Below are 19,367 nucleotides of genomic sequence, written 5' to 3' on the forward strand. Positions count from 1 at the left end.
GCAAGGCTGAGCCGGTTGTCGAGTCGGCACGTCAGATAAGAAAGGGTGACGGAGCGACCTTATGGATTTTACGTTGAATGAGGAACAAGAGCTGTTTTTGGAGATGGTACGCAAGTTTACCCGCAACGAAGTGGCTGCCGCCGCAGAGGGAGTCGATCGGGAGCATCGCTTTCCTCGCGAGACGATCGCCAAGATGGGCGAACTGGGGCTGCTGGGATTGACCATTCCCGAAGAATACGGCGGTTCTGGCGGCGATTATCTGTCCTATGTGCTGATGATCGAAGAACTGGCCAAAGTCTGCGCCTCGACAGCGGTGATCGTGGCCGTCCATACAGGCCTTGCATGCACCAGCATCGCTTGCTTCGGTACCGAAGCTCAGCGGGAAAAGTACCTGGCACCCCTGGCGGCTGGTGAGATTATCGGCGCCTATGCGCTGACAGAGCCGAACGCCGGCTCTGACGCGGCCAGTCTCACCTTGATGGCCTCTGATGAAGGCGAATATTGGCGGTTGAACGGCAATAAGGTCTTCATCACCAACGCCAGCGAGGCAGGCCTTTTCATCACCTTCGTGCGCACCGATCCGGCCAGCCGCGGTGCAGAGGGGATCACCTGCCTGATTGTCGAGAGAGATACGCCGGGCATGACGGTGTCACGGCCTGTCGAGAAGATGGGGCTTAACGGCTCGGTCACCTGTGAGCTTCACTTCGACAACGCCCTGGTGCCGAAAGAGAACGTCCTCGGCGATGTGGGACAAGGCTTTAAGGTGGCCATGCAACTCCTCGACGGCGGCCGGATCGCCATTGCTGCCCAGGGTCTGGGCATCGCCGAGGGCGCTCTCGAGTATGCCCTTCGCTACATTCGGCAGCGTGAACAGTTCGGGCGCCCGATTGCAGCAAACCAGGGCATCCAGTGGATGGTCGCTGATTTGGCGACGGAGGTCGATGCCGCCCGCCTGCTCGTCTACCGGGCGGCTTGGCTGAAAACCATGGGCAAGCCCCATGGCAAAGAAGCAGCGATGGCCAAAAAATTTGCCACCGACACGGCCATGCGGGTGACCTCTGATTGTGTTCAATTGCTGGGCGGATACGGCTACACACGGGAATACCCGGTGGAACGGTATATGCGCGATGCCAAGGTGACCCAGATCTACGAGGGAACCAATCAGGTCCAACAGATGGTCATCGCCCGGCATCTGCTTCGCTGATGCTGACATGCTGAGCGGTCGGTATAAGGACATGATGTAGGAATTGCAATGTAGGAATATTTTTCCACGGAGAAAGGAACGGCGCTGATGGAGTTTCAAAACCTGATTTACGAATCTTCTGGCGCTATCGCCGTTGTGACGATCAACCGCCCCAAAGTGCTCAATGCGCTGAACAAGGCAGTGTTGCAGGAGTTGGACCAAGCCTTTGCCGCTATTGCCGAAATGCGGGAGATCGCCGTCGTCATCGTCACCGGCGCTGGAGAGAAAAGCTTTGTCGCCGGCGCCGACATCGCCGAGATGAGCGCTTATGGCATCGCTGAGGCGAGGGCCTTCTCTCGATTGGGCCAGCAGGTTTTCAACCGAATTGAGGAACTGCCCCAGCCGGTGATCGCTGCGGTCAATGGCTATGCGCTGGGAGGCGGCTGTGAGCTGGCCATGGCCTGTGATTTTCGCATCGCCGCCCAAAATGCCCGCTTCGGCCAGCCGGAGGTTTCCCTTGGCGTCATCGCCGGCTTTGGCGGCACCCAGCGGCTGCCTCGCCTTGTCGGCCGCGGCATGGCCGCGCAGTTGTTGTACAGCGGCGACATGATCGGCAGCGATGAAGCGCTGCGCATCGGCTTGGTCAACAAGGTGGTTGCCGCCGAAGCGCTGATGGATGAGGCGAAAGCCATCGCCGGGCGCATCGCCGCCGCCGGCCCCCTCTCTGTCATCGCCTCTAAAGCGGCGTTGCGGGAAGGCAGCAACATGGATCTGAAGCGGGCCCTTGCCTATGAAAGGGAACTGTTTGCGGCAGGATTCGCCACGGCAGACCAAAAAGAAGGCATGGCCGCCTTCTTGCAAAAACGCAAAGCAAATTTTCAAGGCAGATAGAGGAGGTTAATAAAAGGTGAAAATTGCTGTATTGCTCAAACAGACCTTTGATACGGAAGATCGGATCGTTGTCAAAGATGGCGCTGTCGTGCCGGAAGGGGTCACCTACATCATCAACCCCTATGATGAGCTGGCTGTGGAAGAAGCCCTGCGGATCAAGGAAAAGGCCGGTCAGGGTGAAGTGGTCGTCATTTCCGCTGGCGATGGAAAGGTACAGGAGGCGCTGCGCAAGGCGCTGGCCATGGGGGCCGATCGGGCAGTGCGCGTCGATATGGAAGGCCTTGCTGTCGATGAAGCCATCGTAGCCACCGCCTTAGCCACAGTCATTCAAGAAGGGGGCTTTGATCTGGTGATCGGCGGCTGGCGGGCGATCGATGACGGTTCAGCCCAGGTCGCCGTCCGCGTGGCCGAACAGTTGAACCTGCCGCAACTCAATGTAGTGACGAAGCTCCAAATCGAAGGCGGCAAAGCGATCGCATGGCGGGAGATCGACGGCGGCAGCGAGGTCATCGAAGCGCCCCTGCCGGCGCTGGTTACCGCCCAGCGTGGCCTCAATGATCCTCGTTACCCCAACATGAAAGGGATCATGCAAGCGAAGAAAAAAGAACTGAAGACGGTTTCGGCCAGCAGCCTGCTGCCGGCGGGCGCGACGGCAAAGGTGAAGGTTCTCGAGACCTTCCTTCCTCAAGCCAAGGCGGCCGGCAAGATCTTCAAAGACGATCCCGCTTCGGCTGTGCAAGCCTTAGTGAGCGCCTTGCGGGAAGAAGCTAAGGTGATCTAACGGCGCGCTGCAGGGCGAAGGCATAAAAAAGAACAAAAATAAGGGAGGAACCTTGGGCATGGCAAAGGTCTGGGTCGTACCGGAAATACAGGACCAAAAACTGAAAAAAATCAGTCTTGAAATGATCAACCTGGCCCGCCGGTTGGGCGAGGTAGAGGCCTTCTTAATCGGAGATGGCGTCTCAGCCTTAGCAGCGGAACTAGGCAACTACGGCGTGAGCAAGGTGATTGTGGCCGAGCAGGCTGATTTGAAGACCTATACGACGGCCAAGTACGCCCGTGTGCTGGCCGAAGGGATCAAACGGGAACAACCGGAAATCGTCTTGATCGGCAACACAGCCACTGGTTTAGATCTGGCACCTCGGGTGGCCCAACGGGTCGGCGCCGGCCAGATCAGCGACGTCATCGACTATGTGGAGGGGAACTTCATCCGCCCCATTTATGCCGGCAAGGCCTTTCAAAAAGTCAGCCCTGCTGCCTACCCGCTGATCGTGACGGTGCGGCCTAATGTCTTCCCCGTCGCCGAAGCGACAGGGGGAACGGCTGTCGTGGAAAAGGCAGAAGTATCGCTCACCTCAGATGACTTGCGGGTCCTCGTTCGTGAAGTGGTCCGTCAGGTTTCCAGCCGTCCGGAACTGACAGAAGCCGACATCATCGTTTCGGGCGGGCGGGCGATGAAGAGTGGAGAAAACTTCCGCATCCTTGAAGAACTGGCCGATGTGTTGGGCGCTGCCGTCGGCGCATCTCGGGCCGCCGTCGACGCCGGTTGGCGTCCTCATCAAGACCAGGTGGGGCAGACTGGGAAAACCGTCTCTCCGACGCTCTACATCGCTGCCGGCATCTCCGGAGCGATCCAACACCTGGCCGGGATGAGCGGATCCAAGGTGATCGTCGCCATCAACAAAGACCCGGAGGCCAACATCTTCAAAGTGGCTGACTATGGCATCGTAGGCGACCTTTTTGAGGTGATTCCCTTGCTGACAGCGGAGTGTAAGCGCCTTCGGAACGTGGAGCAGGCAGGATGAACGGAATCAACGCAGCGGCTTTTTGCGGCCTCCTCGCAGTCGTCGGCGGTTACACCTACTATGAGATCAGCCGCCGCTATCGCTACACCCAGTTTGGCAAGGCGGAAGATCGCTGGGATCGTTCCAATGAGCGGTTACATGCGGTGTTCACTCATGTATTGGGGCAAAAAAAGGTGCTGCACGATCCGATTTCCGGTGGTCTGCACCTGTTGATCATGTGGGGATTTCTCGTCCTCGGCCTCGGCGTGGTCAATATGGTGGTCGAAGGGTTTTTCTCCCACCCCCTTCCCGGGGTGGGAGACAACCCCGCCTATCTGTGGATCAAAGATCTCTTTCTTGTGCTCGTCGCTGTCGGCGTCATCGGCAGCCTTTTGCGGCGGACCGTCTTTAAGCCGGAGCGCTTGGAAAACAGCGGCGAGGCTTTTCTGATCCTGGCCTTTATCCTGATCATCGTCACCAGTGAAGCCCTATCGCATGGCGCTCAGTTTGTGGCGGGTGAAGGCGTCGAAAAAATGGCCTATGCGCCGGTGGCCGCCTTGGCGTCCAAACTCTTTGCCGGCTATGAACCGGAGCAGGCAGAAAAGGCTTTTTGGTTCTTCTGGTGGCTGCACTTTATCACCATGTTCGCTTTTGCCGTCCTGATTCCCCGATCCAAACATCTGCATCTCCTCTTTGCACCTCTAAATGTTTACTGGAAGTCTTTGGAGCCAAAAGGGGCTTTGCGCAAGGTCGACTTTGAAGACGAGTCGGTAGAATCCTATGGTGCGGTCAAAATGGAGGACTTCACTTGGAAAGAGCTTTTTGACGCCTACACCTGTGTCCAGTGCGGTCGCTGCACCGATCAGTGTCCTGCCTATCAGACAGGGAAACCGCTCAACCCGAAGGCGCTTCATGTGACGTTGCGCAGCCATATCGACGAAAAAGGCCCCTTGTTGGACAAGATTCATAAGCAAAGGTCGGCTGCCAAGGGCGTTGGGCAAGGAAGGGCAGGCGCTGAAGAGGTTGCAGCGGCAGCCGAGGGCGTCCTCACCGAGGGCGAGCAGGCGATTATGGAGAAAAAAGTGACCGGTGAGATCTTCAGCGAAGATTTCTTTTGGAGCTGCACCACCTGCCGGGGCTGCATGGAGGCTTGCCCGGTCAGCAATGAGCATATCCCTAAACTGGTAGAGATGCGCCGCTACATGGTCCTGACGGAGAGCGACTTTCCTGAGGATGTGCAACGGACTTTTAACAACATGGAAAAACAAGGAAATCCTTGGGGCTTGCCTAAGGGACGACGCGGCGAATGGGCAGAGGGTCTGGGAGTGCCCACCTTGGACGAAGCGCCGGAGGCGGAATACCTCTTCTATGTAGGTTGTGCCGGCTCTTTTGACGATCGCGCCCGCAAGGTGACCTTGTCCCTTGCTCGCCTGTTGCAACGGGCCGGTCTATCCTTCGCCATTTTAGGCGGCGATGAGTGGTGCTGCGGCGAAACGGCTCGCCGGATGGGCAATGAGTATCTCTACCAGGAGATGGCCATGACCAATGTGGAGACTTGGAAAGAGTTGAAGGTCAGCAAGATCATCACCGCCTGCCCGCACTGCTACAACACCATCAAAAACGAATACCCTCAATTTGGCGGAAATTTTGACGTGATCCATCACACGGTGCTGTTGGAGCAACTGGTACGGGAAGGAAAACTGAAACCGACCAAGCCTGTCGATATGACGGTCACCTTTCATGACTCCTGTTACTTAGGCCGCTATAATGAGATCTATGGGCCGCCTCGCAACGTCCTTACCGCCATCGGCGGGATCAAGGTGGCGGAGATGCCGCGCAGTCTGGAAAAGTCCTTCTGCTGTGGCGCTGGCGGCGGCCGCATGTGGATGGAAGAACACCTGGGCAGCCGCATCAATGAAAACCGCACTGACGAAGCGCTGCAAACAGGGGCGGAAGTGATCTGCTCGGCTTGCCCCTACTGCTTGACTATGCTGACGGACGGCTGCAAAGCCCGGGAGGCGGAAGAACGGGTGCAGACGCTCGACCTGGTGGAGCTGCTGGAACGAAGTCTCTAGGCCTTATTTCAGCAAGACCGAAGTATGCATGAGACTGAAGCATTCAATCAAATAGAGAGCGGAAGGCGATGCAAAGGCATCGCCTTCCGCTTTGATCTCAGATCTTGAGTAATGGGAGATAAGGAAAAGGAGGAGTGATGAAAAAAACCTATGCTTTCGCGGGATCACAGACGTCAAAGCCGAGCCATTCTACCCGTCCCGGCTTGCGTGGCGGCTTTGGCGGCGACTGATCGGGATAGCCGAGGGTGATCACGGCAACCAGTTCCTTGCCGGAGATGCCGAGGCGCTCATTCACCTCATCAGCCACATGGAGCGGTCCAGTCATCCAGCACGTTCCCAGACCTTCTGCGTGGGCGGCGAGCAGTATATTTTGGATCGCTGCAGCCACGCTCTGCAGGTTGGTGGCGTACTCGAAGTTGGCCACTCGCCGCTCTGACAGGGTCAGATCGCCCGACGGCGGCGCACAGGCTTCTGGACCGTAGCAGAAGATGAGAATCGGCGCTTTGCCCAGGTCTTGAAAAAAGTCTAGCGTAAACTTGATCACCTTGGGCTTATCGGCAAAGATCCGTTCCAACTTAGGCAGGATCGCCTGGCCGGAGCGGCGGATCACCTCCAGCAGTTCTGCCCGCTTTTCTCCGCGGACGATGACGAAATGCCAAGGCTGCACATTCATGTTCGACGGCGCCCAAAGCCCTGCCGCGATGACCTTTTGCAGCACCGCTAAAGAAGGCTCTTCCGGCTTATATTTGCGGATGCTTCTTCTTTCTTCAATGGCTGACCACAGCTCCATCGGTTGGCTCCCCCTCTGCCTTTTTTCTATCCCTTTCCCATGCCTGCTCTGCTCCCTGCTTGTGAAGCGCTATCTTCCCTCACTGGCTGCGAAGGGGATTTCTCTGAACTGTTTAAGCCCCCAAGTAGGCTTTGAGGACTTCCTCGCTGTGGAGAAGATTGATGCCTGTATCGGCGTGGGTGATCCGGCCGTTCTCCAGCACATAGCCGCGATCGGCAACCTTAAGGGCCTGTTTGGCATTCTGCTCCACCAGCAGTACGGTGATCCCGCGCTCACGAAGGGAGCGGATGATCGAGAAAATCTCGCCGATGACGATGGGCGCCAGTCCTAGGGAGGGTTCGTCCAGCATCATCACCTTCGGCCGAGCCATCAGGCCGCGCCCGATGGCCAGCATCTGTTGCTGCCCGCCGGAAAGGGTTCGAGCCGGCAAGCGGGCATGCTCTCGCAGGATCGGGAAGAGATTGTAGATCTTCTCCATATCCTCCTGAATCTCCTTCTCATCATCGCGGCAGTAGGCGCCCATGAGCAGGTTGTCTTCAACAGACATGCGACCCAGGATAGCCCGGCCCTCGGGAACGTGGATCAGCCCCATCTTCACCCGCTCATGAGGCGGTTTCCGTCCGATATTTTCGCCAAAGAGCTCAATTGTCCCCTCCCTCGGCTTCAAAAGGCCAGACAGCGTCTGCAGCAATGTCGTCTTTCCAGCGCCGTTGGCGCCGATCAGGGTCACCGTTTCTCCCTGGCGGACTTCTATGTCGATTCCCCGCAGCGCCTGGATAGGACCGTAAGACACAGACAGGTTGGACACCTTGATGATCGTCTCCATCATTCGTCATCCTTTCCCAGGTAGGCTTCGAGGACGAGCGGGTTTTGCTGCACCTCCGCCGGCGTCCCTTCAGCGATCTTTTCGCCGAAGTTGATCACGGCGACCCGGTCGGAGATCTTCATGACGACCGACATGTCATGTTCGATGAGCAGGATCGTATGCCCCTCGTCGCGGATTTTCAGGATGATCCGGTTCAGTTCTTGGCTTTCTTCGGGGTTTAGGCCGGCAGCCGGCTCATCGAGCAGGAGCAGCTTTGCGCCTGTGGCCATCGCTCGGGCGATCTCCAGCCGCCGCTGGTCACCGTAGGAGAGTTCGGCGGCATAGCGATCTTTTTTGTCTTCCAGGTGGAGCAGTTCGAGCAGCCGTTCCGCTTCTGCCAACAGATCTTTTTCTTTCTGGCGTTGGTAGCCGGGGATCAGGCTGCGCAACCCGGCGCCGATGAGCAGGCTCTGGCCGACGCGCACGTTCTCCAGCACGGTCATATGGGGGAAGAGGCGAATGTTCTGAAAGGTGCGGGCGATGCCCAAGCGCGTGATCCCATGGGGACTCAGTTCATTGAGCATCGTCCCCTGGTAGGAGATGTGACCGCGGTCGATGGGGTAGATGCCGGTGATCATGTTGAATAGGGTTGTTTTTCCAGCGCCATTGGGACCGATGAGGCTGAAGATCACCCCGTCCGGTACCTGAAAGGTGACTTCGTGAATGACGTTCAATCCGCCAAAGCTCTTATGCACTTCATCAACGATCAGCATGGCCGCATCCTCCCTCAGGTTTGTTGGATGCCGTTTTTGATGTTTCGGAAGACACAGGAGGGGCTGCTGAGGCAGAGCCGGTATGGGACAGGACCAGTGAAGCGCCCTTGGCGCTGTCGGAACGAGAAAAGCTTTTTTTCAACCAAAGGATTGTCTCCGGAGAGATCAGGCCCTGGGGGCGGATCGCCATCATGGCCATGATCAGCAGGCCGTAAACGGTAAAGCGCCATTCTTCTAGCCCCCGGATGAACGTAGGGAGCACCGTCAGGATTAAAGCGCCTAGCGCGGCGCCCCAAAAGGTCTCAGCGCCGCCAAAGATGACGTAGAAGAGGATCAACAAAGAGGTGTGGTAGCCGAAGGCGGCGGGATCGATGAAGAAGATATAGTGGGCATAGAGGGCGCCGCCGAGGCCAGCCATGGCGGCGCTCATGCCGAAAGCAGACACCTTCAGGTAGGTGATGTTGAGACCCATTGTTTGGGCAGCCACTTCATCTTCCTTGACGGCTTTGAAGGCCCAGCCCATGCGGGAACGGCTGAGTTGCCAGCAAAAGAGGATACAGAGCGCCGCCACAGCCCAGACGAGGGGAACGGTGGTGCCGCTCATGCCGCTGAAACCGGAAGCCGCGCCGGTGTATTCAAACTTGTGAAAAAAGACTTCTACGACTTCACAAAGGCCCAATGTGCCGATGGCCAGATAGATGCCTTTCACCCGCAGCGCAGGGAAACCGACGGCAATGCCGACGAGGCCGCTGGCTATGGCGGCGCCCATCATGGCAATATAGAGGTGCACTCCAAAATTGACGGTCATGACAGAAGCGACGTAGGCGCCGATGGCCATGAAGGCGCCATGGCCGAGGGAAATCTGACCGGTGGAAAGAGTGATATAGAGGCTGACGGCCAGGATGATATTGACACCGGCAAAGATAAGCACAGATTCTTCCATCCGATCACACCCTTTCTGTCTGGACTCGTGTGCCCAAGAGGCCTGTCGGCTTAAAGAGCAGGATAAAGACGAGGAATCCCCAGATGACGGCATCCACATAGGGAGAAAGACCGGGGATGACAACAGTAGCCGCTTCCAAGACACCCAGGAGGATGCCGGCCAGCATGGCGCCGTAGATGTTGCCAAGACCGCCGATGACCATGACAGCCAGCGCCTTCAGGCCGATGGTGGCGCCGATGAAGGGGCTCAGCTTGCCGAAGCGCAACCCCACCAAGATGCCGGCAATGCCGGCCAGCGCAGCGGAGATGAAGAAGGTGATCATGACCGTCTTGCGCACATCGACACCGAGGATCTGGGCAGCTTTTTCATTTTCTGCCATCGCCCGGATTCCCCGACCGAGTTTCGTTTTTTCTACGATGTAGGAGAGGAAGACCATCAAGGTGGCAGCGATGACGAAACTGACCATTTGAGAACCGCTGATCAGCAGGCCGCCGAGAGCGATGTCCGGGATGTCAACGTGGGAAGGGAAGACCTGCGGTTCTGAACCGACCAGGTTGACCATGCTGTTGACCATTACCGAGCCGAAAGCGATGGTGCTGACGATGGGCGCCAGGTGGTACTCCTTTTTGATGGGGCGAAAACAAAGCGCTTCAACAGCGACGCCGATAGCGCCGGCAGAGAGCATCGTCAGGGGGAGCGAGAGCCACAGAGGAAGGTCAAAGTAGGTCATCAGGAAGAGCCCGATAAAACCGGACAGCATGAACAACTCCCCATGGGCCAGGTTGAGCAGGTTCAACAGGCCGAAGACCAGGGAGTAACCGATAGCGACGAGGGCATAGATGCTGCCCTGCATAACGCCATTTATGATCTGCTGGAGCAGAAGCACGCCCTATTCCCTCCTTTCAACTTCATGAAATGGAAAGGGGAACGCCGGAACCCTGCGAGGTGGCGACGTTCCCCTTTTGCAGCTGACAGTCAACCTCCGGTTACTTCAACACTTCATATTTGCCGTTTTTGACGACCATGGGGTAGCTGGCCTTGATGCCGTCGCCCTTGTCGTCGATGCTGGTTTTGCCGGTGAGTCCCTCAAAGTCTTTGAGGTTGGCCAGGCCATCTTTGATGGTGTTGCGCAGATCGGCGACAGGGGTGCTGCCGTTTTTGTTCGCTTTTTTGAGGACATTGCTGATCATATAGAAGGTCTCATAGAACTGGGCCTCAAAGCTGCCAGGCAGGTCATCGGCAGGGGTGATCTTGGCGGCCTCCGGCTTGAACTTATCGACGAAAGACTTTACCCGAGGATTATCGGCATAGACGTTAAAGCAGGAGGTGGCGACAAAGTCCTCGACCGCCTTGCCGCCTTGCTGGATCAGCGCCGCCGAATACATGCCCACGCCGCCGAGAACCGGTTTTTTGAGGCCCTGGCGCTCCATCTCCTTGGCGAAACTGGCCGCTTCGTTGTAGAGACCGCCGAAGGCGATGGCGTCGGGATTCATCGTCTTGATCTGGGTGACGATGGCGGCGAAATTGGTCTCACCGGTCTTGTAGGTCAGGTAGTTGCCCTCGTTGACGATGTTCACACCGGCGGCCTTGAACTCGCGGGGGAGATCGGTCGAGCCGACCGCCTTGGACCAGGCGTCCTTCTCGTCATGGATCACGGCTACCGTCTTGACGTTGTAGGCTTTGACAAAAAGCGGTGTCGCGTCACGGAGCAGTTTGTCGTCGGTCATGCTGTTGCGGAAAGCCCAAGGGCGGTTCTTTTCGGAGACGCCGGCTTTTGCCGAGGAAGGGGAGATGATGGGGACACCCAGTTTGTTGGCCTGGGGAAAGGCCACCTCGCATTCACCGCTGAAAAAGGGTCCCACGATGGCGGCCACGCCTTCATCGGCGAGGGTGCGCGTCAGGTTGACGGCATCCTCGTTTTTCCCGCCTGTGTCTTTGACGACCAGTTCGATCTTGGCGCCGTTGATGCCACCGGCCGCGTTGATCTCGTCGACGGCGATTCTGGCGGCGATCTCATTCTTCTTTCCCCAGTCGGCGCCTTTCCCCGACTTGTCGACGAGGGCGCCGATCTTGACCACATTGCCGGAACTGCTGCCGGCTGAACCGCCACCAGTTTTGGCCGTTGAACTGCTCCCACCACCGCAACCGGCAAGCATCGTTGCCGTCAAAAGGGACAGGATGGACATTCCGCCGATCATGCGGGCGAAAGAACGCTTGTTCAACGAAATCATCTGTGCGACCTTCCTTTCCTGATTGTTTTTTTTCGGGTCAAGATGTTAACGTAAAAAAACCAGCCACCTCCTTTTCGTAATTTTATGAATTATCAGTAAATTCAGAAAAACTATATTCGACCTTGTCTCCATTATTCCTTCTGGCAGCGCAGAAAAATTTTATAATAGCCGATAGCCTTTTCGTCCCCAAAAGCGTGGTGCTGCATACTCGGATCCCCTTTCAACTTCATGAAATGGAAAGGGGAACGCCGAAACCCTGCGAGGTAGCGACGTTCCCCCTGTGCGAATGTCAACCCTTGGTTACTTCAACAGTTCATATTTGCCGTTCTTGATGACCATGGGGTAGCTGGCCTTGATGCCGTCGCCCTTGTCGTCGATGCTGGTTTTGCCGGTGAGTCCCTCAAAGTCTTTGAGGTTGGTCAGGCCATCTTTGATGGTGTTGCGCAGATCGGTGACAGGGGTGTTGCCGTTTTTGTTCGCTTTTTTGAGGATATCGCTGATCATATAGAAGGTCTCATAGAACTGGGCCTCAACGGTGCCAGGCAGGTCATCGGCAGGGGTGATCTTGGCGGCCTCCGGCTTGAACTTATCGACGAAAGACTTTACCCGAGGATTATCGGCATAGACGTTAAAGCAGGAGGTGGCGACAAAGTCCTCGACCGCCTTGCCGCCTTGCTGGATCAGCGCCGCCGAATACATGCTATTGCCGCCGAGAACCGGTTTTTTGAGGCCCTGGCGCTCCATCTCCTTGGCGAAACTGGCCGCTTCGTTGTAGAGACCGCCGAAGGCGATGGCGTCGGGGTTCATCGCCTTGATCTGGGTGACGATGGCGGCGAAATTGGTCTCTCCGGTCTTGTAGGTCAGGTAGTTGCCCTCGTTGACGATGTTCACACCGGCGGCCTTGAACTCGCGGGGGAGATCGGTCGTGCCGAGTGCCTTGGATAAGGCATCCTTCTCGTCATAGATCACGGCCACCGTCTTGACGTTGTAGGCTTTGACAAAAAGCGGTGTCGCGTCACGGAGCAGTTTGTCGTCGGTCATGCTGTTGCGGAAAGCCCAGGGGCGGTTCTTTTCGGAGACGCCGGCTTTTGCCGAGGAGGGGGAGATGATGGGGACGTTCAGTTTATTGGCCTGGGGAAAGGCCACCTCGCATTCACCGCTGAAAAAGGGTCCCACGATGGCGGCCACGCCTTCATCGGCGAGGATGCGCGTCAGGTTGACGGCTTCCTCGTTTTTCCCGCCTGTGTCTTTGACAATCAGTTCGATCTTGGCGCCGTTGATGCCACCGGCCCCGTTGATCTCGTCGACGGCGATTCTGGCAGCGATCTCACTCTTTTTTCCCCAGTCGGCGCCTTTACCCGTTTTGTCGACGAGGACGCCGATCTTGAGCACATTGTCGGAATTGGTGCCGGCCGAACCGCTACCGGTTTTGGCCGTTGGACTGCTCCCACCACCGCAACCGGCAAGCATCGTTGCCGTCAAAAGGGACAGGATGGACATTCCGCCGATCATGCGGGCGACAGAGCGCTTGTTCAACGAAATCATCTGTGCGACCTTCCTTTTCTGATTGTATTGTTTTTGTATTGATTTGTATTGTTGCTTTGGCGGTTAAGTTGAAAGCCTATAGGTACAAAAAGGGATAATTTTTTTGAATTATCAGTAAATGCAAACCTCAACTTCACCGATGAGGTTCGAATATGCTTCGGTTGCGCCTGTGCCAACGATTCGGCGCTTTGTAAAGCCTTTTATCTTGAAGTCCCGATCCCATCCTTCAAGGAGAGAATGTTTTGTCCAGAAGGGTTATGTTCGACCCTTTTCCAAGGAGTCCTTCTGGTTGCGTAGAAAAATTTACAGCTCGCCATTCCGTGTTGCAGGCAACCTTTGAAAGGTGCGACAAGATTGGTTATAATAGTAAAGATGAGCATCGCATAAGCGGACTTGGTACGGAATAGGACATGAGGTGAACACTCCGATGTCAGATATGGTCGGAAAAGTCGTCCCCATCAAACTTGAAGAGGAGATGAAAAAATCCTTCCTCGACTACTCGATGAGCGTCATCGTCTCCCGTGCGCTGCCTGACGTGCGGGACGGGTTGAAGCCTGTTCATCGTCGGATTCTTTATACCCTCTACGAGACGGGCAGGGCGCCGGACAAGCCCTACAGCAAGTCGGCTGGTCTCGTCGGCGACGTCATGGGCCGCTACCACCCTCACGGCGATTCGGCCATCTATGACGCCACGGTACGTTTGGCCCAGGATTTTTCCACACGCTACATGCTGATCGACGGCCATGGCAACTTCGGCTCCATCGACGGCGACCCGGCGGCGGCCATGCGGTACACGGAATTGCGCATGGCCAAGATCACGAGCTACATCCTGGCTGATATCGATAAAAACACCGTCGACTTCAAACCCAACTATGACGACAAGCGGGAGGAACCGACTGTCTTGCCGTCACGGGTGCCCAATCTGCTCTTAAACGGCTCCTCGGGCATCGCCGTCGGCATGGCCACTAACATTCCGCCTCACAATCTGGCGGAGATCATCGACGCTGTCATCATGATGATCGAAAATCCGAAGGCGACCGTGGAAGATCTGATGCGGGTTGTCAAGGGCCCCGACTTCCCCACCGGCGCTCTGATCATGGGACGGGAGGGCATCCGCCAGGCCTACACAACAGGCCGCGGCTCCATCATCATGCGCGCCAAGGCTCGCATTGAAAAGATGAACGGTAACAAGATGCGCATCCTCGTCCATGAGATTCCCTACCAGGTGAATAAGTCGAAGCTCCTGGAGCGTATCGCCGAACTGGTTCGGGACAAGCGGGTTGATGGCATCACTGATTTGCGCGACGAATCTGATCGTCGGGGCATGCAGATCGTCATCGAACTGCGCCGCGACGTCAACCCGCAGATCGTCCTCAACCAGCTCTTCAAATATACCCAGATGCAGGAGACCTTTGGCGTCATCATGCTGGCCCTCGTCGACGGTGTGCCCAAGGTGCTCAATCTGCGCGACATGCTCTACTACTATTTGGAGCACCAGAAAGACGTCATCGTCCGCCGGACTCGCTACGACCTGGAGAAGGCCGAGGCCCGCGCTCACATCCTTGAAGGCTTGCGCATCGCCATTGACAACATCGACCGCATCATCGAGATCATCCGCACCTCCCGGGACGAGGATGAAGCCCGTCCCATCTTGATGGGAGAATTCAATCTCAGCGAGAAGCAGGCCCAGGCCATTTTGGACATGCGCCTCAAACGCCTGGCCGGTCTGGAGCGGGAAAAAATCGAGAACGAGTACCAGGAGCTGTTATCGAGCATCGCCTATTATCGCGCTGTCCTCCATTCGGAGAAGATGGTCCTGGACATCATCAAAAAAGAGATCTCCGAGATCAAAGAAAAATTCGCCGATCCCCGCCGCACTGAGATCACCAGCAGCGGCGCCGACATCGATGTGGAAGACCTGATCGCCGAAGAAGACGCTGTCATCACCATCACCCACAACGGCTACATTAAACGCCTGCCGGTCAATACATACAAGGCCCAGCGCCGGGGCGGCCGGGGCGTCACCGGGATGGGGACGAAAGAGGATGACTTCGTCGAGCACCTCTTCGTCACCACCACCCATCATACGCTGCTTTTCTTCACCGACCGGGGCAAGGTCTACCGCTTGAAGACCCACGAGATCCCTGAGGCGTCGCGGACGGCTAAGGGGACAGCCATCGTCAACCTGTTGGCGATCACCGGCGATGAAAAGGTCAACGCCGTCATTCCTGTTAAGGAATTTGCTGCCGACCAGTACCTCTTCACGGCGACCCGCAGCGGCATCGTCAAGAAGACTTCCCTTCAGCACTATGACACGGTGCGCAAAGAAGGATTGATCGCTTTGACCCTTGATGAGGGCGACGAACTGATCGGCGTCAAGCTCACCGACGGAAAGAGCGATATCCTGCTGGCGACCCGCAACGGCATGGCAGTCCGCTTCAATGAGACGAATGTGCGCGAGATGGGCCGGACGGCTCGCGGCGTCAAAGGGATCGAACTGACCCAAGGTGATTTTGTCGTCGCTCTTGATGCAGTCAAGGATGACGATGAGTTGCTGATGATCACCGAACTCGGCATGGGCAAACGCACCCCTCTCTCAGAATACCGCAAGCAAAATCGGGGCGGCAAGGGCATCCTGGCCATGCGTCTTACCAACAAGACGGGCTTGATGGCCGGCATCAAGGTGGTCCGTCCCGGCGACGAGCTCATGGTCATCTCCGCCGAGGGTGTCATCATCCGCCTGAACGTCGATGAGATCAACGTCCTCAGCCGCGTCACCCAGGGCGTGAGCATCATGCGGATGAACGCCAACGACAAGGTGGTCGCCCTCGCCCGGGTAGCCATGCGGGAAGAGGATGAAGAGTAGACGGAAAAGCCCTTGCCTTTAAGTCGCTCAATGGAGCTGCCGGGGGCAAGCCAATCGGGCAGTAGGATGAGGCACACCGGGGGGGAAGAGGGAACGCCCATGCGCAAGGTGGAGCAGATTTTTCAGGGCGCCGTCGATATCTTTGCCGAAAAAGGCTTTGATCGCGCCACAATGGATGAGGTGGCTGAGCGGTCCGGCGTGGCTAAAGGTACCTTGTACTATCATTTCGATGGTAAGGAGGATCTGATCGCTTTTTTGATGGAGGAAGGGCTGGAACGCCTCTCCAAGTATGTCCATGAGGCGGTCGCCGGCTGTGACGACCCGGCAGAACAATTACGCCGGGCGATCTATGGACTGGTTCGCTTTTTTGACCAGAACCGCGATTTCTGCCAAATGCTGCTGATGGGCGTCTGGTTCAACCGGGAACGGCAAGTCCAGTTCCGTCAAATCCTCCGCAACTTCTACAGTCAGCTGGCCGCCATCATCCAGGCCGGGATGGAAAGAGGTCAATTGCGCCCCATGCCGGCGGAGCTCTCCGCCACCGGGCTCTTTGGGCTCATCTCTGTCATCTCCCTGCGCGTCATTCTCGACGGTGACGCCATGGATTGTGAACAACTTGGGAATTTTATCTTTCAACAGTATCTGAACGGCGCAAGGATCTGTGGAGAAAAAGAAACGAGCCTGTAATCCACGCTCAATCGGTTCGTCAGTGAAGGGATCGCCTGGACATAAAGCCAGCCGGTCTCTTTGTTTCCTTTCGTTTTATCAAGATAGACCTTTCTCTGTTGACGCCCTGAAGATAAAAGTTCTATAATCAAACAGTAGATTAAACTGACTGGTCAGTACATAATGGAGTGAGAGTTGATGAATAAGAAGCTGACGGCTGCCATCGCCATCGGCGCAGTGCTGCTCACGGCTATCGGTTTTACCGCCTTCCCCTGGGCGTCTCGGTCAAAGGTCCGGGCGGGACAGCCCTTGACCGGCTATGTAGAAGGAGTCGAGTTTAGCGTCGCCTCTAAGGTTGCCGGACGGGTGCAGGAGGTCCTTGTCAAAGAGGGCGATCGCGTCGAGGCAGGTCAGATCATCGCTCGCTTGGAGAGCCGCGAGCTGGTAGAGCAGTTAAATCAGGCCAAGGCGGCCCTCGCCCAGGCCCAGATCGGTCATACCCTCACTGCTGATACCGTCGACGGCCAGGTGGCACAGGCTAAGGCCGCCCTGGACGCTGCCCAGGCTAAATTGGATGCGCTGAAAAAGGGCGCCCGCCCCCAGGAGATCGAACAGGCGCGGGCCGCCGTTGACCAGGCCCAGGTCGCCTACGACAATGCCAAGCTGAATGCGGAACGGACAGAGAAGCTTTTTGCCAACGGCGCCGCATCGGCGAAACAGCGCGACGACGCCCAGTCGGCTGCCGATGTCGCTTTGGCCACGTTGAAGATGGCCAAAGAAAAACTGTCTCTCGTTGAAGCAGGCGCCCGGCCCGAGGAGATCGATGGCGCGAAGGCCCAGGTGGAACAGGCGGCGGCGGCACTGCAACTGGCCATCGCTTCCCGCAGCCAGGTATCCTTGAAGGCGGCGGCGACAGATCAGGCTCAGGCCGCCGTTGAGGCCGCCCAAGCGATGGTGGACAATACGGTGATCCGGGCACCGCAGAAGGGCGTTGTCACAGCGAAGCTCGTCCAGGCTGGCGAGATGGTCGCCGCCGGTTTGCCTATCGTCACTGTCGTCGATATCGATACGGTTTGGGTGAAGGCTAACGTGCCGGAAGACAAGGTAGCCCAATTACAATTAGGTCAGGAGATCGAAGTCTCTGTAGAGGGCATCGAAAACCGATTGACCGGCAAGCTCACCTGGGTCAGCGCCAGTGCCGATTTTGCCACGAAAAAAGCCAGCCATGACATGGGCGATTTTGAACGCAAGACCTTCGGCATCAAGGTGGAACTGCCCAATCCCGACGGTGTGCTCAAGCAGGGGATGACGGCCAAGGTCTATCTGCCGGCGGGATCGACCGGTTCGAGCCGGTAAAGGCGGTGGAACAGCCGATGGCAATGACAATGCTCGAATTAAAAAACGTGGCGATCGGACGTCCGAACCGCCCCCTGTTGCAGGATATCTCCTTCACCATTGAAAGCGACGGCTTGACCGGCATCTATCTTCCGGACGGCGATATCCGCTGGTCTCTCTTTCAAGTCATGACAGGACTTGCCCGACCGCTCTCCGGTGAGGTGCGCCTCCATTGCCGGCGAGTCGGCTTTGTGCCGGAACGTTTTTTCCTCTACGGCGATCTGACGGTGGAGGAAAATATCCGCTTTGTCGCCGGCGCTTTTTCCATCTCTGATCAGGAGATCGAGGGGCGCATCAGCGATCTCCTGACCTTTTGTCATCTCGAAGCAGTCCGTCGGACGCGCGCAGCCGCCCTCTCTTTTACGGAAAAGATGTTTTTGCAACTCGCTGCTTTTTTGTCTGTCGATCCGGAATTGATCATCCTCGATGAGGCGACGCGGGAGATGCCCTCATATGACCGGGCGCGCTTTTGGCAAGTTCTCGCCGAGAGTTGCGCTTCCCAGGTCCATCCGGTGCGCTCCATCGTTTTTCTCAGCCATAACCGTGACGAGGTGGGCCGTTGTCACCGGCAGATTGACCTCGGTAAAGCAAAGGGGGAACTCGGATGCAACCGACACGGGTAAGGCAATTGTCGGAGTTACTCCTGCTGATGGCCGCCAAGGAATTCACCCATATCTTCCGAGACCGGCGTACCTTCTTTCTGATCCTGCTGGCGCCCCTGGTCACCTTCAGCCTTTTCGCTTATCTCTACGATGGCCAGCGGGTCACTGAGATGAATCTTGTTATCGTCGACGAGGACCAGAGCCCCTTGAGCCGGGAGATCATCAACATGTACGGCCAATCGGAACTCTTTCGCTACCAGGGGCTTGTCGACACGGTCGAAGAGGCGGAGCAGCGCATTCAGAATGGGGAGAGCGATGTGGCCGTCATCATCCCGGAAAACCTAAACGGCGATGTCAAAGACGGACGTTCCACCCAGGTGCTCACCCTGATCGATGGCACCAATATGCTCATCGCCAACGCGGCCACCAAGGGGACGACTAGCGTTCTTCAGACTGTGTCAGCCGGCGTAACCCTGCGTATGATGGAAGCGAATGGGATCGTTCCTGCGAAGGCGAAAGCGATGCTTCAGCCGATCAACGCCACCATCCGCGTTGGCTACAACCCTGCCTACAATTATCGCATCTTTCTGATCTTCGGTTTGGTGGCGACTGTCTTGCAGCAGGTAATGCTGATGACCATGTCGGGCGCCTTCTGCCGGGAAAAAGAGCGGGGAACCAATATGATCCTCGTCGCCGCCCGGATGCCGGTCACAGCGGTTGTCCTGGGCAAGGCTGTGCCCTACTTTGTGATTTGCCTGTTCAACACCTTTTTTATGCTCCTTTTGTCCAACCAATTGACCGACATCAGCATCCTTGGT

At 56.9% G+C, this 19,367-nt stretch carries 17 protein-coding genes (1 of these 17 running past the window's edge); 10 read left to right on the plus strand and 7 right to left on the minus strand.

Annotated features, from left to right (window positions below):
• The first annotated feature begins 61 nt into the window (after positions 1–61).
• The 5 genes from HM1_RS04900 to HM1_RS04920 all read left to right on the plus strand — a co-directional run bounded on the left by HM1_RS04900 (position 62) and on the right by HM1_RS04920 (position 5,933).
• Positions 62–1,204 (plus strand): acyl-CoA dehydrogenase, encoded by a 1,143-nt coding sequence (locus tag HM1_RS04900; protein ID WP_012282194.1) that lies wholly within the window; start codon positions 62–64, stop codon positions 1,202–1,204.
• 87 nt (positions 1,205–1,291) lie between these two features.
• Positions 1,292–2,074 (plus strand): enoyl-CoA hydratase-related protein, encoded by a 783-nt coding sequence (locus tag HM1_RS04905; protein ID WP_012282195.1) that lies wholly within the window; start codon positions 1,292–1,294, stop codon positions 2,072–2,074.
• Between the two features lie 16 nt (positions 2,075–2,090).
• A complete protein-coding gene (locus HM1_RS04910; protein WP_012282196.1) occupies positions 2,091–2,855 on the plus strand; it encodes an electron transfer flavoprotein subunit beta/FixA family protein in 765 nt (254 codons plus the stop codon).
• A 58-nt stretch (positions 2,856–2,913) separates the two neighbouring features.
• Positions 2,914–3,879 (plus strand): electron transfer flavoprotein subunit alpha/FixB family protein, encoded by a 966-nt coding sequence (locus HM1_RS04915; protein WP_041313358.1) that lies wholly within the window; start codon positions 2,914–2,916, stop codon positions 3,877–3,879.
• A complete protein-coding gene (locus HM1_RS04920; RefSeq protein ID WP_012282198.1) occupies positions 3,876–5,933 on the plus strand; it encodes a (Fe-S)-binding protein in 2,058 nt (685 codons plus the stop codon). Before HM1_RS04915 ends, HM1_RS04920 begins: the two co-directional genes overlap by 4 nt.
• Before the next feature lie 148 nt (positions 5,934–6,081).
• On the opposite strand, the gene HM1_RS04925 is transcribed toward HM1_RS04920, so the two are convergent.
• The 7 genes from HM1_RS04925 to HM1_RS04955 form a co-directional block, all read right to left on the minus strand.
• Positions 6,082–6,723, minus strand: a complete 642-nt coding sequence (locus tag HM1_RS04925; protein ID WP_012282199.1) for a nitroreductase family protein — start codon at positions 6,721–6,723, stop codon at positions 6,082–6,084.
• A gap of 112 nt (positions 6,724–6,835) precedes the next feature.
• Positions 6,836–7,552: an ABC transporter ATP-binding protein gene (locus tag HM1_RS04930; RefSeq protein WP_012282200.1), complete on the minus strand. Its 717-nt coding sequence runs from the start codon at positions 7,550–7,552 to the stop codon at positions 6,836–6,838.
• On the minus strand, positions 7,549–8,301 hold the full coding sequence (locus HM1_RS04935; RefSeq protein ID WP_012282201.1) for an ABC transporter ATP-binding protein: 753 nt from the start codon (positions 8,299–8,301) through the stop codon (positions 7,549–7,551). The genes HM1_RS04930 and HM1_RS04935 overlap by 4 nt, the downstream gene beginning before the upstream one ends.
• Positions 8,288–9,244 (minus strand): branched-chain amino acid ABC transporter permease, encoded by a 957-nt coding sequence (locus HM1_RS04940; RefSeq protein WP_012282202.1) that lies wholly within the window; start codon positions 9,242–9,244, stop codon positions 8,288–8,290. The genes HM1_RS04935 and HM1_RS04940 overlap by 14 nt, the downstream gene beginning before the upstream one ends.
• 4 nt (positions 9,245–9,248) lie before the next feature.
• Positions 9,249–10,130, minus strand: a complete 882-nt coding sequence (locus tag HM1_RS04945) for a branched-chain amino acid ABC transporter permease (RefSeq protein ID WP_012282203.1) — start codon at positions 10,128–10,130, stop codon at positions 9,249–9,251.
• A gap of 100 nt (positions 10,131–10,230) precedes the next feature.
• The gene (locus HM1_RS04950) at positions 10,231–11,475 is read right to left on the minus strand and encodes an ABC transporter substrate-binding protein (protein ID WP_012282204.1); all 1,245 of its coding nucleotides are present in this window, start codon (positions 11,473–11,475) and stop codon (positions 10,231–10,233) included.
• A 300-nt stretch (positions 11,476–11,775) separates the two neighbouring features.
• Complete coding sequence (locus HM1_RS04955) at positions 11,776–13,020, minus strand: ABC transporter substrate-binding protein (RefSeq protein ID WP_012282205.1); 1,245 nt, start codon at positions 13,018–13,020, stop codon at positions 11,776–11,778.
• Positions 13,021–13,447: 427 nt separating this feature from the next.
• Between HM1_RS04955 and gyrA the strand changes: the two genes are divergently transcribed.
• The 5 genes from gyrA to HM1_RS04980 form a co-directional block, all read left to right on the plus strand.
• Entirely contained in the window at positions 13,448–15,886 is a 2,439-nt protein-coding gene (gene gyrA, locus HM1_RS04960) for a DNA gyrase subunit A (protein ID WP_012282206.1), read from the plus strand.
• Positions 15,887–15,985: 99 nt separating this feature from the next.
• On the plus strand, positions 15,986–16,573 hold the full coding sequence (locus HM1_RS04965; RefSeq protein ID WP_012282207.1) for a TetR/AcrR family transcriptional regulator: 588 nt from the start codon (positions 15,986–15,988) through the stop codon (positions 16,571–16,573).
• Positions 16,574–16,750: 177 nt separating this feature from the next.
• A complete protein-coding gene (locus HM1_RS04970; RefSeq protein ID WP_012282208.1) occupies positions 16,751–17,908 on the plus strand; it encodes an HlyD family secretion protein in 1,158 nt (385 codons plus the stop codon).
• Positions 17,909–17,925: 17 nt separating this feature from the next.
• Complete coding sequence (locus HM1_RS04975; protein WP_012282209.1) at positions 17,926–18,570, plus strand: ATP-binding cassette domain-containing protein; 645 nt, start codon at positions 17,926–17,928, stop codon at positions 18,568–18,570.
• Positions 18,552–19,367: the 5' portion of an ABC transporter permease gene (locus HM1_RS04980; RefSeq protein WP_012282210.1), read on the plus strand. It continues 378 nt past the right edge of the window; only the first 816 of its 1,194 coding nucleotides appear in the window; its start codon is at positions 18,552–18,554; its stop codon lies beyond the right edge, outside the window. The genes HM1_RS04975 and HM1_RS04980 overlap by 19 nt, the downstream gene beginning before the upstream one ends.

Origin of the sequence: Heliomicrobium modesticaldum Ice1 (assembly GCF_000019165.1) — a bacterium.
Lineage (GTDB): Bacteria > Bacillota > Desulfitobacteriia > Heliobacteriales > Heliobacteriaceae > Heliomicrobium > Heliomicrobium modesticaldum.

Coding starts and splice junctions, on each gene's coding strand:
- HM1_RS04935 (WP_012282201.1), bottom strand. CDS start 8,301: ATGCTGATCGTTGATGAAGTGCATAAGAGCTTTGGCGGATTGAACGTC.
- HM1_RS04965 (WP_012282207.1), top strand. CDS start 15,986: ATGCGCAAGGTGGAGCAGATTTTTCAGGGCGCCGTCGATATCTTTGCC.
- HM1_RS04970 (WP_012282208.1), top strand. CDS start 16,751: ATGAATAAGAAGCTGACGGCTGCCATCGCCATCGGCGCAGTGCTGCTC.
- HM1_RS04905 (WP_012282195.1), top strand. CDS start 1,292: ATGGAGTTTCAAAACCTGATTTACGAATCTTCTGGCGCTATCGCCGTT.
- HM1_RS04915 (WP_041313358.1), top strand. CDS start 2,914: ATGGCAAAGGTCTGGGTCGTACCGGAAATACAGGACCAAAAACTGAAA.
- gyrA (WP_012282206.1), top strand. CDS start 13,448: ATGTCAGATATGGTCGGAAAAGTCGTCCCCATCAAACTTGAAGAGGAG.
- HM1_RS04950 (WP_012282204.1), bottom strand. CDS start 11,475: ATGATTTCGTTGAACAAGCGTTCTTTCGCCCGCATGATCGGCGGAATG.
- HM1_RS04925 (WP_012282199.1), bottom strand. CDS start 6,723: ATGGAGCTGTGGTCAGCCATTGAAGAAAGAAGAAGCATCCGCAAATAT.
- HM1_RS04940 (WP_012282202.1), bottom strand. CDS start 9,244: ATGGAAGAATCTGTGCTTATCTTTGCCGGTGTCAATATCATCCTGGCC.
- HM1_RS04920 (WP_012282198.1), top strand. CDS start 3,876: ATGAACGGAATCAACGCAGCGGCTTTTTGCGGCCTCCTCGCAGTCGTC.
- HM1_RS04955 (WP_012282205.1), bottom strand. CDS start 13,020: ATGATTTCGTTGAACAAGCGCTCTGTCGCCCGCATGATCGGCGGAATG.
- HM1_RS04900 (WP_012282194.1), top strand. CDS start 62: ATGGATTTTACGTTGAATGAGGAACAAGAGCTGTTTTTGGAGATGGTA.
- HM1_RS04930 (WP_012282200.1), bottom strand. CDS start 7,552: ATGATGGAGACGATCATCAAGGTGTCCAACCTGTCTGTGTCTTACGGT.
- HM1_RS04975 (WP_012282209.1), top strand. CDS start 17,926: ATGGCAATGACAATGCTCGAATTAAAAAACGTGGCGATCGGACGTCCG.